This window comes from Kitasatospora griseola, assembly GCF_014648555.1.
GTDB lineage: Bacteria > Actinomycetota > Actinomycetes > Streptomycetales > Streptomycetaceae > Kitasatospora > Kitasatospora griseola.
On sequence record NZ_BMRI01000008.1, the window covers coordinates 90345 to 102604 of the forward strand.

The 12260-nt window shown below is 74.5% G+C and carries 9 protein-coding genes and 1 riboswitch; of the genes, 6 read left to right on the forward strand and 3 right to left on the reverse strand.

Annotation, left to right across the window (positions count from 1 at the left end):
- The 4 genes from IEZ12_RS38320 to IEZ12_RS12825 form a co-directional block, all read left to right on the forward strand.
- On the forward strand, window positions 1–692 hold a 692-nt coding region (locus IEZ12_RS38320), incomplete at its 5' end, for a PfkB family carbohydrate kinase (protein WP_229847484.1).
- Complete coding sequence (locus IEZ12_RS12815) at window positions 689–1447, forward strand: IclR family transcriptional regulator (RefSeq protein ID WP_189272156.1); 759 nt, start codon at window positions 689–691, stop codon at window positions 1445–1447. The genes IEZ12_RS38320 and IEZ12_RS12815, both read left to right, overlap by 4 nt.
- Before the next feature lie 32 nt (window positions 1448–1479).
- Window positions 1480–1890: a RidA family protein gene (locus IEZ12_RS12820; RefSeq protein WP_043911358.1), complete on the forward strand. Its 411-nt coding sequence runs from the start codon at window positions 1480–1482 to the stop codon at window positions 1888–1890.
- Between the two features lie 141 nt (window positions 1891–2031).
- The gene (locus tag IEZ12_RS12825) at window positions 2032–2772 is read left to right on the forward strand and encodes a cobalt-precorrin-6A reductase (RefSeq protein WP_189272157.1); all 741 of its coding nucleotides are present in this window, start codon (window positions 2032–2034) and stop codon (window positions 2770–2772) included.
- Between the two features lie 25 nt (window positions 2773–2797).
- On the opposite strand, the gene IEZ12_RS12830 is transcribed toward IEZ12_RS12825, so the two are convergent.
- Genes IEZ12_RS12830 through IEZ12_RS12840 form a run of 3 tightly spaced genes read right to left on the reverse strand, consistent with a single transcriptional unit; the run spans window position 2798 to window position 6317 of the window.
- Window positions 2798–4357 (reverse strand): precorrin-2 C(20)-methyltransferase, encoded by a 1560-nt coding sequence (locus IEZ12_RS12830; RefSeq protein WP_189272158.1) that lies wholly within the window; start codon window positions 4355–4357, stop codon window positions 2798–2800.
- A complete protein-coding gene (locus IEZ12_RS12835; protein WP_100584798.1) occupies window positions 4354–4980 on the reverse strand; it encodes a precorrin-8X methylmutase in 627 nt (208 codons plus the stop codon). Before IEZ12_RS12835 ends, IEZ12_RS12830 begins: the two co-directional genes overlap by 4 nt.
- Complete coding sequence (locus IEZ12_RS12840) at window positions 4977–6317, reverse strand: ferredoxin-like domain-containing protein (protein WP_229847485.1); 1341 nt, start codon at window positions 6315–6317, stop codon at window positions 4977–4979. The genes IEZ12_RS12835 and IEZ12_RS12840 overlap by 4 nt, the downstream gene beginning before the upstream one ends.
- A 193-nt stretch (window positions 6318–6510) precedes the next feature.
- A riboswitch (cobalamin riboswitch) is annotated at window positions 6511–6641 on the forward strand.
- A gap of 177 nt (window positions 6642–6818) precedes the next feature.
- Here IEZ12_RS12840 and cobN point away from each other — a divergent pair.
- Together cobN and lnt are read left to right on the forward strand one after the other, a co-directional pair.
- Window positions 6819–10427, forward strand: coding sequence for a cobaltochelatase subunit CobN (gene cobN, locus IEZ12_RS12845; RefSeq protein WP_189272159.1), 3609 nt, complete (start codon window positions 6819–6821; stop codon window positions 10425–10427).
- Window positions 10428–10626: 199 nt separating this feature from the next.
- Window positions 10627–12186 carry an apolipoprotein N-acyltransferase gene (gene lnt, locus IEZ12_RS12850; protein WP_189272160.1) on the forward strand — a complete coding sequence of 520 codons (1560 nt, stop codon included), beginning with the start codon at window positions 10627–10629 and terminating at the stop codon, window positions 12184–12186.
- Window positions 12187–12260: the final 74 nt, after the last annotated feature.

Consider the following 12260-nt stretch of genomic DNA (forward strand, 5'->3'; position numbering starts at 1 on the left):
GCGCCCCGCTGCTGCACCTGACGGGCATCACCCCCGCCCTCTCCGACGACTGCCTGGAGCTGGTCCGCGCCCTGCTGGCCCGCCGCCGCCCCGGCCGGCTCGTCTCCTTCGACCTCAACTGGCGCCCCGCGCTGTGGCGCAGCCGCGACCCGTCGGTGCTCCCGGCCCTGCTGGACGCCGCCGACGTGCTGCTGCTGGGCGCGGACGAGGCCGAGGACGCGTTCGGCACCGGCGACCCGACCGCACTCAGAAAGCGCTTTCCCACTCCCTCCGTGCTGGTCGTCAAGGACTCCGGACACCTCGTCACCGCGCTCGACCGCAACGGCGGTTCGGTCACCGAGCCCGCCCTGCACGTCGAGGTGGTCGAGCCCACCGGCGCGGGCGACGCCTTCGCGGCGGGCTACCTGGCCGGCACCCTGCGCGGCCTCGACCAGCGCTCCCGGCTGCGCCTGGGCCACCTGGCGGCGGCGAGCGCGCTGACCGCGCCCGCCGACCACGGCACCCTCCCGGACGCCCGCACGGTGGCCGCGCTGCTCGCCGCCGATGAGCGGGACTGGTCCGCGACCCGGATCTCCGCGTCCGGCATCACCTCCCCCGCGCTCGCCTCCGCCGCACCCGCCTCCCCCGCGGACGCCGGAACCCGTAACCTCCCCGAAGCCCTCGAAACCCTCGGAACATCGGGACACCCATGAGCCAGACCGTCACCCGCGCCCTGCGCCTGCTCGCCGAACTCGGCGAGGGCGAACGCTCCCTGGACCAGCTGGCCGACCTCCTCGGCGTGCACAAGACCACCGTGCTGCGGCTGCTGCAGACCATGGAGGAGGAACGGTTCGTCTACCGCGACGCCCAGTACCGCTACCACCTGGGCGCGGGCCTGTTCGCGCTGTCCAGCCTCGCCCTGGAGCAGCGCGGCATACGGCGCACCGCCGCCCCGCACCTGGCGGAGCTGAACGCGACGACCGGCCAGACCGTGCACCTGGCCGCGTACGAGGGCGGCGAGGTGGTCTACATCGACAAGTACGACTCGCGGCACCCGGTGCGGATGTACTCCCGGATCGGGCTGCGCGCGGCGCTGCACAACACGGCCGTGGCGAAGGTCCTGCTGGCCGACCTGTCGCCGGTCGAGCGTCGCCGGGTGGTGGACACCATCGAGTTCACCGTCCACACGCCCAACACCATCACCAGCCCGCACGCGCTGCTCGCCGAACTGGAGCAGGTCGCCGCGCAGGGCTGGGCGCAGGACCACGCCGAGCACGAGGCGTTCATCAACTGTGTGGCCGCGCCGATCCGGGACGCCTCCGGCCGGGTGGTCGCCGCCGCGTCCATCTCCGTCCCGGACGTCGTCCTCCCCTACGAGCAGGTCCTCGACCTGCTCCCCCAACTGCTCGCCTGCACCCGGGCGATCTCCGCCGACGCGGGCCTCCCCGCCCGCGGGCATATCTCCTGACGCATCGTCATCTTCCTTTTGGAGCACCGCACATGAGCGACAAGACCGAGATCCGCACCGACGGCGCCCCCGCCCCGGCCTGGATGTTCTCGCAGGGCGTCCGCAAGGGCCCGATCCTGCAGGTCTCCGGCCAGGGCCCGCAGGACCCGGCCACCGGCGAGTACCTCCACCACGGCGACGTGAAGGCCCAGACCCGCCGCACTCTGGAGAACGTCAAGGCCATCGTCGAGGCCGGCGGCGCCACCATCGAGGACGTCGTGATGTTCCGCGTCTACCTCACCAAGCGTGCCGACTTCCCGCTGATGAACGAGGTCTACGCCGCGTTCATCGACGAGAACGTCAAGCCGGGCGGCGTCAAGCCGTGCCGAACCACCGTCTTCGTCGAACTCCCCCAGGAGCCCATGCTGGTGGAGATCGACGCCCAGGCCGTCGTCACCGACTGACGCCGCTGCCGCAGCAGGCTCCGGCCGACCGCCGCGGCCACCCACGAGAGGCTCCCGGCCGAACCGCCGGGGGCCTCTCGGCGTGCGGGCGGCCCCGGTTAGGGTGGTGTGTCCGAATCGCGTCGGCTCCGGGAGTCCGCCATGCACGTCCTGATCCTCGGCGGTACCAGTGAGGCCCGTCGGCTGGCGGAGGTGCTGGCCGCCGACCGGGCTCTGCGGGTGACGAGTTCACTGGCCGGGCGGGTGGCCCAGCCGCGGCTGCCCGCCGGGGAGGTGCGGATCGGCGGGTTCGGGGGCCCGGCCGGGCTCGCGGCCTGGCTGCGCGGGCACCGGGTGGACGTGCTGATCGACGCCACGCACCCGTTCGCCGAGACCATGAGCCGCAACGCGGCCCTGGCCGCCGCCGAGACCGGGACGCCGCTGCTGGCGCTGCGCCGTCCCAGCTGGCTGCCGCAGGACGGCGATCGGTGGCATCCGGTGCCGAGTCTGGCCGCCGCGGCCGAGGCGCTGCCCGCGCTGGGCGCCCGAGTGTTCCTTACCACCGGACGGCAGGGCATCGCCGCGTTCGCGCACCTGAACGCCCTGTGGTTCCTGGCGCGTTCGGTCGAGCCGCCGGTGTCGCCGATGCCCACGGCGGTCGAAGTCCTGCTGGAACGTGGGCCGTTCACCCTCGACGGCGAGCGCGAGCTGCTGCGGGCGCACCGCATCGACGTGCTGGTCACCAAGGACAGCGGCAGCGCCGCCACCGCCCCCAAGTTGACCGCCGCCCGCGAGCTCGGCCTGCCGGTGGTGGTCGTCCAGCGCCCGGCCGCCCCGCAGGGCGTGCAGACCGCCCCGGACGTCGCCGGGGCGGTCGACTGGCTGCGCCAGCTGGCGGGTTGAACGAACTGGCGGAACTGACGGAGCGTCAGGCCTCCGGGTAGCGGCGCGGCGTCCACACCACGTCGCGCCCGCCGTCGCGCTGCACCCACTGGGTCTGGGTGGAGCCGATCAGCAGCAGGGTGCGCATGTCGACGTCGGCGGGGTCGAGTTCGGCCAGCGCGACGGTGCGGACCCGCTCGGTGGGGCCGCCGACGTCCCGGGCCAGCACCACGGGGGTCGCCGGGTCGCGGTACTCCAGCAGCAGGTCGCGCGCCGAACCCACCTGCGTAGTGCGCGACTTGGAGCCGGGGTTGTACAGCGCGAGCACCAGGTCGGCCTCGGCGGCGGCGCGCAGTCGACGGGCGATCACCTCCCACGGCTTGAGCCGGTCGGAGAGCGAGATCACCGCGTAGTCGTGGCCGAGCGGCGCACCGGCCCGGGACGCGGCGGCGTGCGCGGCGGTCATCCCCGGCAGGACGCGCACGGGGACGTCCCGGTAGGGGTCTTCGCAGGCGGCCTCCAGGACGGCGGTGGCCATCGCGAACACGCCAGGGTCGCCGGAGGAGACGACCGCGACCCGGCGGCCGCGACGCGCCAACTCCAGGGCGAATTCGGCGCGTACGCCCTCGACCTTGTTGTCGGAGCCGTGCCGGACCTGCCCGGCGCGGACCGGCACCCGGTCCAGGTAGGTGGTGTAGCCGACCAGGTCGGTCGCGCCGGCGAGCGCCCCGCGCGCCTCGGGCGTCAGCCACAGCGGCCCGGCCGGGCCGGTCCCGACCACCACCACCTCGCCGGTCTGCGACGGCTGTTCGGCCGGGGCCGCGAGCGCCTCGAACGGCTGCCCGTCGGAGTCGAGGGCGGCGACCCGGCTGGGCAGCACGGCGACCGAGAAGTACGGCACGCTGTCGGCGTCGATCTCGGCGAGCAGGCCGGTGCGTTCGCCGTCCATGGTGGCGCGCTCGACGTACCGGGCCTCGTCCAGGCGTCCGGCCCGTTCCAGGGCGCGGCGCACGGTGGGGAAGGTCCGGCCGAGCTTCATGACGACGGCGGAGTCGGTGGCGGCGAGGCGCGCGGTCAGCTCCTCCTCCGGCAGGGTGCCGGGAATGATCGTCAGCACCTCCTCGGCCTCCACCAGCGGGGTGCCCAGGCGGGCGGCGGCGGCGCTGATCGAGGTGACGCCGGGCACCACCTCGGTGGGGTAGCGGTGTGCGAGGCGCTTGTGCATGTGCTGGTACGAGCCGTAGAACAGCGGGTCGCCCTCGGCGAGGACAACGACGGTGCGCCCGGCGTCGAGGTGGGCGGCGAGCCGCTCCGACGCCTCCTGGTAGAAGTCGTCCAGCGCGCCCCGGTAGCCGCCGGGGTGGTCGGTGGTCTCCACGGTGACGGGGTACATCAGCCGCTCCTCCAGCTGACCGCCCGTCAGATAGCGCTCGGCGATGGCCCGGGCGTGCGAACGGCCGTGCCGCGCGCAGTGGTAGGCGATGACGTCGGCCCGGCCGATGAGTTCGGCGGCACGCACCGTGATCAGCGACGGGTCGCCCGGTCCGACGCCGACGCCGTAGAGCCGGCCGGTGATCGCCGGAGAGGTTTCCTGACGGTCCGTCATTCCTGTTCGCTCGCAATCGCGTTGATTGCGGCAGCGGCTATCGCGCTGCCGCCCCGGCGGCCCCGGACCACCAGGTGTTCCAGTGCGGCCGGGTGTTCGGCCAGGGCCTGCTTGGACTCGGCGGCGCCGATGAAGCCGACCGGGACGCCGATCACGGCGGCGGGTCGGGGCGCACCGGCCTCGATCAGCTCCAGCAGGCGGAACAGCGAGGTGGGCGCGTTGCCGACGGCGACCACGGCGCCCTCCAGGCGGGGCAGCCAGAGTTCCATCGCGGCGGCGCTGCGGGTGGTGCCCATCGCGCGGGCCAACTCGGGCACCGACGGGTCGGTGAGGGTGCAGATCACCTCGTTGTCGGCGGGCAGCCGCTTGCGGGTCACCCCGCTGGCCACCATGTTGACGTCGCACAGGATCGGCGCACCGGCGTGCAGGGCGCGCCGGGCGTCGGCGACCACGTTCGGCGACCACAGCAGGTCCTCGACCAGGTCGGTCATGCCGCAGGCGTGGATCATCCGGACCGCGACCTGGGCCACGTCGGCGGGCAGCGCGGCGAGGTCGGCCTCGGCGCGGATGGTGGCGAAGGACTGGCGGTAGATGGCCGCGCCGTCCTTCTCGTAGTCGATCATGCGGTCCTCCGCCAGTCGGCATTGCGCGCCTCGGCGACTGCCTCGGCGAGGTCGTTCTCGGTCGTGTCGTTCTCGGTCGTGTCGTTCTCGGTCGGGCCGTCCCCGGTCGGGCCGTTCCCGGCCGTGTCCTCCCCCGCCGTCCCCGGCCCGGACGCTCCCGGCCACGTCGTCTCGCGGACGCGGCCGTCCACGGTGACGCGGTGTCCGGTGGCGGTGGCCAGCACGTCGACCCAGCGTCCGGCGGGGTGCCCGCAGCGGCGTTCGCAGCCGGACCAGTGCACGGGCAGGCCTTCGGCGGGGGCGGCGGCGATCGCACGGGCGGCCTGCGCACGGACGTCGGCAAGCGCTTTCCCGCAACCGGGCAGGCCGGTGCAGGCGCTGACGCCTTCCCAGGGGCCGCCGGACTCCACCCGGAAGCCCGCGTCGGCGAGCCGCGGCAGCCACTCGGCCCCGGCCCCGGGCACGACGACGCCGCGCCACGGGGTGAGCCGCACGCTCCCGCCTCCGCCGCCACCCGCACCGTCCGGTCCGAGCGCGTCCGCCAGCAGCCGCCACTGCGCGCTGCTCGCCCGCCCGAACCGCAGCCCGACCGAGGCGGCGTCACCGACCGCACCCAGCAGCGGCCGTTCGCCGGCGAAGCGCGGCAGCGCCACCTCGCCGTCGGGCAGCTCGGCCTGCACTTCGCGCAGGTGCCAGGCGCGTCCGGCGGCCAGGTCGAGGAAGTGCCGGGCGGCGGCGAGCGCGGCGGGCACGGGGCGGTCGACGACGGTGCCGGTGCGGGCGCGGCCGAGGCGCAGCAGGGCGCGCCCGTCGCCGACTGCGATCAAGGTCACATCGGCGTCGAGGGCGGCGATGTCGCCGCGGCCGTCGTCGAGGGCGAACAGGAATTTGCCGGAGAGCTGGGCGGCCCACGGCGCGGCGCACAGAGCGGCGTCCAACTCCCGTACCCAGTGCGGCAGATCGACGTCGGATCGGCCGCGTCCGTCCAGGCCGGCCAGGGGCGAGGCGGCGATGTTGCGGACGCGTTCGTGGGTGTCGGAGGGCAGCAGGCCGACGGTGCGCAGCCGTTCGGCGAGGTCGGCGGCGCACTGCTCGCGCAGGCCGCGCAGTTGGAGGTTGCCGCGGGAGGTGATCTCGACCTCGCCGTCGCCGAGTGCGTCGGCCGCGTCGGCCAGCGCCAGTAGCTGACGGTGCGTCAAGTAGCCGCCCGGCAGCCGGAGTCGGGCGAGGTGGCCGTCCTCGGCGAGGTGCAGGCGGAGCGCGCCGGGGCAGGCGTCGGCGCGGCCTCGGTCGGGCCCGACGAAGGGTGCCGCGAAGGCGTCGGGTGTGGGTGGCATGGCGGCGAGCATACCCATGGCGGCGGGTCGCGCCACTGCCCCGAGTGTCTGCCCCCGATGTCGTGGGCCCGGTGAATGCCCAGCTCAGCGCGGGGTTCCGGGGTCGGCGCGGATCGGATCGGGGGCGCGTCGCAGGTCACACTCCCCCGATGCGCCGTCAACCCGTACGATGCTGGCGGGTGCCTTTCGAGGCGTCCCGGGCGCCTTTCGGGGTGTCCGCTGCCAGCGACGGCACAGCGGAGGAAGTCCGGTGAGAATCCGGTGCGGTCCCGCCACTGTGACCGCGGCTCAGTGAGCCGTGGGAGCCAGGAACTCCGGCCGTCCTCCACTGCCCGGGGCGAGGACCCCGAGGAAGGTCCGTGCCATGCGCTGTCGCATGCCCGCATCCTGGCGGGTGCCCGTGGGCTCTGTCCCCGTCGGGCTCTTCCGCGTCCTCGATCGCACCTGTGCTCCCACGACCGGGTTGTCCGCGCTGTCCGAGACGCCCGGGAGGGCTTTCGCATGATCCTGCTGCTGTCCACGTCCGACACGGACCTGCTGAGTGCCCGGGCGTCGAACGGTCCGGTGCGGTTCCGGTGGGGCAATCCGGCCCGGCTGGATCCGGCCGGGCTGCCCGAACTGCTGGACGGCGTCGAGCTGGTGGTGGTGCGGCTGCTGGGTGGGCGCCGGGCCTGGCAGGAGGGTCTGGACGCGCTGCTCGCGGGGTCGCGTCCGGTGGTGGTGCTGACGGGCGAGCAGGCGCCGGACGCCCAGTTGATGGAGTTGTCGACGGTCCCGGCGGGCATCGCCGCGGAGGCGCACGCGTACTTGGCGCACGGCGGTCCGGCGAACCTGGCGGAGCTGGGCGCGTTCCTGTCGGACACGGTGCTGCTGACCGGTCACGGTTTCGCGCCGCCGGCGTCGGCCCCGTCCTGGGGTCCGCTGGAGCGCACCGTGCACTCGTCAAAGGGGCCTTCCGTCGCGGTGCTGTACTACCGGGCGCACCACATGAGCGGCAACACGGCGTTCGTGGAGACGCTCTGCCGGGCGATCGAGGCGGAGGGCGCGCAGGCCCGGGCGTACTTCTGCGCGTCGCTGCGCGGTGCGGAGCCGGAGCTGCTGGCGGAGCTGGGCGCGGCCGACGCGATCGTGACGACGGTGCTGGCAGCGGGCGGCACCCGGCCGGCCGACGCCCAGGCCGGTGGTGACGAAGAGGCTTGGGACGCGGGCGCGTTGGCGGCGTTGGACCGGCCGATCCTGCAGGCGCTGTGCCTGACCTGGTCGCGGGCGCAGTGGGAGGGCAGCGACGACGGGCTGTCGCCGTTGGACACGGCGACGCAGGTCGCCGTCCCGGAGTTCGACGGCCGGCTGATCACCGTTCCGTTCTCTTTCAAGGAGGTCGACCAGGACGGGCTTACGGTGTACGCGGCGGACCCGGAACGTGCGTCGCGGGTGGCGGGCATCGCGGTGCGGCACGCCCGGCTGCGGCACACTCCGGCGTCCGAGCGCCGCCTGGCGCTGGTCCTGTCCGCTTATCCGACCAAGCATGCCCGGGTGGGCAACGCGGTCGGCCTGGACACCCCGGCGTCGGCGATCCGGCTGCTGGAGCGGCTGCGCGCGGAGGGCATGGACCTGGGAGACAGCGTGCCCGGTCTGCACACCGAGACCGAGCACCAGCACGACGGCGATGCGCTGATCCACGCGCTGATCGAGGCGGGCGGCTACGACCAGGCGTGGCTGACGGAGGACCAGCTGGCCCGCAACCCGGTGCGCATCCCGGCCGCCGACTACCGGCGCTGGTACGCCACGCTCCCGGCGGCGCTGCGCGAGCAGGTGGAGGAGCACTGGGGTCCGGCGCCGGGCGAGCTGTACGTGGACCGTTCGCAGAACCCGGACGGCGACCTCGTGCTGGCGGGTCTGCGCTCCGGCAACCTGCTGGTCCTCGTCCAGCCGCCGCGCGGGTTCGGCGAGAACCCGGTGGCGATCTACCACGACCCGGACCTGCCGCCGAGCCACCACTACCTGGCGGCGTACCGCTGGATCGCGGCGGCGCAGGAGGACGGCGGGTTCGGTGCGCACGCGGTGGTGCACCTGGGCAAGCACGGCAACCTGGAGTGGCTGCCGGGCAAGACGGCGGCGCTGTCGGCGGAGTGCGGTCCGGACGCGGCGCTCGGCGATCTCCCGCTGGTCTACCCGTTCCTGGTGAACGACCCGGGCGAGGGCACCCAGGCCAAGCGCCGGGCGCACGCCACGCTGGTCGACCACCTGGTGCCGCCGATGGCCCGCGCCGATTCGTACGGCGACATCGCGCGCCTGGAGCAGCTGCTGGACGAGCACTCGAACATCGCGGCGATGGACCCGGCGAAGCTGCCGGCGATCCGGGCGCAGATCTGGACGCTGATCCAGGCCGCCAGGCTGGACCACGACCTCGGTCTGGACGAGCGGCCGGAGGACGACGGCTTCGACGACTTCCTGCTGCACGTGGACGGCTGGCTGTGCGAGGTGAAGGACGCGCAGATCCGCGACGGCCTGCACGTGCTCGGCCAGGCCCCGAGCGGCGCCGACCGGGTCAACATCGTGCTGGCGATCCTGCGGGCGCGGCAGATCTGGGGTGGCGTCAGCGCGCTGCCGGGGCTGCGGGAGGCGCTCGGCCTGGACGAGGCGGCGCTGACGCTGGGGGCGACGGACGCCGCCGAGGCGCAGGCGCGGGCGTTGGTGGAGGCGATGGAGGCCGAGGACTGGAACCCGGCCGCGGTGGCGAAGGTCGCGGCCGGTCTGCCCGCCGCCGTCGCCGAGGTGCTGTCCTTCGCGGCCGCCCAGGTGGTGCCGCGACTGGCGTCCACCACGGACGAGTTGGACGCGGTGCTGCACGCGCTGCAGGGCGGGTTCGTGCCGGCCGGGCCGTCGGGTTCGCCGCTGCGCGGGCTGGTCAACGTGCTGCCGACCGGTCGGAACTTCTACTCGGTGGACCCGAAGGCGGTGCCGAGCCGGCTCGCCTGGGAGACCGGGCAAGCGCTTTCCGCCTCCCTGATCGAGCGGTACCGGGCCGACAACGACGGCCAGTTCCCGCCGTCGGTGGGCCTGTCGCTGTGGGGCACCTCGGCGATGCGCACCGCCGGCGACGACATCGCCGAGGCGTTCGCCCTGCTGGGCGTCCGGCCGGTCTGGGACGACGCCTCGCGCCGGGTCACCGGCCTGGAGGCGATCCCGCTCGCCGAGCTGGGCCGGCCCCGGATCGACGTGACGCTGCGCATCTCCGGTTTCTTCCGGGACGCCTTCCCGCACGTGGTGGCGCTGCTGGACGACGCGGTGCGGCTGGCGGCCCGCCAGGAGGAGCCCGCGGAGCAGAACTTCGTCCGCGCCCACGTGCAGGCGGACCTGGCCGAGCACGGTGACGAACGCCGGGCCACCGTCCGGGTGTTCGGCTCCCGCCCGGGGACGTACGGGGCGGGCCTGCTCCAGCTCATCGACAGCCGGGACTGGCGCACCGACGCGGACCTGGCCGAGGTGTACACGGTGTGGGGTGGCTACGCGTACGGCCGGGACCTGGACGGGCGACCGGCCCGGGAGGAGATGGAAAGCGCTTACCGCCGAATCACGGTGGCGGCGAAGAACACCGACACCCGCGAGCACGACATCGCCGACTCCGACGACTACTTCCAGTACCACGGCGGCATGGTGGCCACGGTGCGCGCGCTGACCGGCAGCAGCCCGGCGGCGTACATCGGCGACTCGACCCGCCCGGAGACGGTGCGCACCCGCACCCTCACCGAGGAGGCGGCCCGGGTGTTCCGGGCCCGGGTGGTGAACCCGCGCTGGCTGGAGGCGATGCGCCGGCACGGCTACAAGGGCGCGTTCGAGATGGCCGCGACGGTGGACTACCTGTTCGGCTACGACGCCACCACCGGCGTGGTCGCGGACTGGATGTACCAGAAGCTCACCGAGGAGTACGTCCTCGACCCGGTCAACCGCGAGTTCTTCGCCGAGGCCAACCCGTGGGCCCTGCACGGCATTTCGGAACGCCTGCTGGAGGCCGCCGAGCGCGGCCTGTGGGCGGAGCCGGACCCGGCGCTGCTGGCCGAGCTGCGGCAGGTCTTCCTGGAGACCGAGGGCGACCTGGAAGGCGAGTGACGGCGGAGCCCGCCACCGGGCCGAGGCTCGAAACCGGGCCGGGTCCCGACGCACGCCGGAGGTGAACGTCGGGCCCCGGCCGGGGCCGGAGGTGAACGTCGGGCCCCGGCCGGGGCCGGAGGTGAACGTCGGACGACACTTGACGTGCCGATGATCGCGAAGGGGTGTCTTCCGGCCCGCCCGGGCGGACAATTTCCGCATGAGCCTGCGAACCGCCCTGACCCGCCCGGCGCGCTACGGCGCGCTGGTCGCGGGCGCGCTGCCCGTCCTGACGTTCCCGGGTGCCGGCCTGGCCGCCCTGGCCTGGGTGGCGCTGGTGCCGGGGCTGTTGCTGATGCGGGCGGCGGGCACGGCGCGCGAGGCCGCGGTGCGCGGCTGGTGGTTCGGCGCGGGGTTCATCCTGACCGCCATGTACTGGCTGATCCCGTCGATCGGCCCGGCGCTGCCGCTGCTGGCGGTGGTGTTCGGGGTGCTGCAGGCGCCGGTGGGCGTGGCGGTGTGGTGGCTGCTGCACGGCGAGTTGACGCTCCGCCGGTCGGCGGCGGCGCTGGTGGTCGTCCCGGCGGTGTGGGTGAGCGCCGAGTTCGCCCGGTCCTGGCATGCGCTGGGCGGGCCGTGGGCGCTGCTGGGCGCGTCCCAGTGGGAGCATCCGGCGGTGCTCGGCCTGGCCTCGGTCGGCGGGGTGTGGCTGGTGAGTTGGGCCCTCGTCACGGTCAACACGGCATTGACGTTGCTGGTGCTGGCCCGCGAGGTGCGGCTGCGGGCACTGGCGGCGGCGACCGCGCTGGTCGCGGTGGTGTCGGGCCCGGTGGCGTTCGCCGCGCAGCCCGCGCCGGCGACCCGCGGTTCGGCGTCGGTGGCGCTGGTGCAGGCGGGCCAGACCACGGACGAGCGGGCCCGGTTGGAGGCGAACGTCCGGATCACCCGCTCGCTGGCGGGCCGCCCGGTGGACCTGGTGGTGTGGGGTGAGAGTTCCACCACCGCCGACCTCGACCGGGACGGCGCCACCCTCGACCGGCTGACCGCGCTGGCGCAGTCGACGGGCGCGCAGCTGCTGGTCGGCGAGGACGCCCGGAAGGCGGACGGCCGGATCTCCAAGGACGCGGTGCTGGTGGATTCCTCGGGCATTGTGGCGCGGTACCGCAAGATCCGGCTGGTGCCGTTCGGCGAGTACATTCCGCTGCGTCCGCTGCTGGGCTGGATCGCGGGGGTGAGTTCGGCGGCGGGCGAGAACCGGGCCCCGGGCCGTTCGGTGCACCTGCTGCCGGTGGTGGGCCAGGGCGGCCGCCCGCTGCCGGTCGGCGCGCTGATCTGCTTCGAGTCGGCGTTCCCCGACATGTCGCGCACCGCGTCCCGGCAGGGCGCCGAGCTGATCGTCTACCAGTCGGCGACCTCGACCTTCCAGTCCACCTGGGCGCCGGCGCAGCACGCCTCGCTGGGTGCGATCCGCGCGGCGGAGACAGGCCGCCCGGTGGTGCAGGCGGCGCTGACGGGCGAGTCGGTGGCGTACGACTCGCAGGGCCGCCGGCTGGCGCGGCTGACCACGGGCGAGTCGGGCGCGGTGACGGTCCACCTGTCGCGGGCCGATCCGACGGCCCGGACGTGGTACGTCCGGCTGGGCGACTGGGTGCCGCTGTCGGCGCTGGCGGTGACGGCGGCGGCCGGGGCGGCGGGCCTGCTGCCCCGGCTGCGCGAGCGCCGCCGACCGTCCGCTCCGGCCGCCCCGCCGTCCTCCGACCTGCCGTCGGCGCGGGTCTGAACTCCCCTATCGACTCCGGGCGTTGCGGTCCTCGGCTCCCGTACCGCCCGCGCCGCCCGCCGACCCGCCGTCGT

Coding starts and splice junctions, on each gene's coding strand:
- IEZ12_RS12815 (WP_189272156.1), top strand. CDS start 689: ATGAGCCAGACCGTCACCCGCGCCCTGCGCCTGCTCGCCGAACTCGGC.
- IEZ12_RS12820 (WP_043911358.1), top strand. CDS start 1,480: ATGAGCGACAAGACCGAGATCCGCACCGACGGCGCCCCCGCCCCGGCC.
- IEZ12_RS12825 (WP_189272157.1), top strand. CDS start 2,032: ATGCACGTCCTGATCCTCGGCGGTACCAGTGAGGCCCGTCGGCTGGCG.
- IEZ12_RS12830 (WP_189272158.1), bottom strand. CDS start 4,357: ATGACGGACCGTCAGGAAACCTCTCCGGCGATCACCGGCCGGCTCTAC.
- IEZ12_RS12835 (WP_100584798.1), bottom strand. CDS start 4,980: ATGATCGACTACGAGAAGGACGGCGCGGCCATCTACCGCCAGTCCTTC.
- IEZ12_RS12840 (WP_229847485.1), bottom strand. CDS start 6,317: ATGCCACCCACACCCGACGCCTTCGCGGCACCCTTCGTCGGGCCCGAC.
- cobN (WP_189272159.1), top strand. CDS start 6,819: ATGATCCTGCTGCTGTCCACGTCCGACACGGACCTGCTGAGTGCCCGG.
- lnt (WP_189272160.1), top strand. CDS start 10,627: ATGAGCCTGCGAACCGCCCTGACCCGCCCGGCGCGCTACGGCGCGCTG.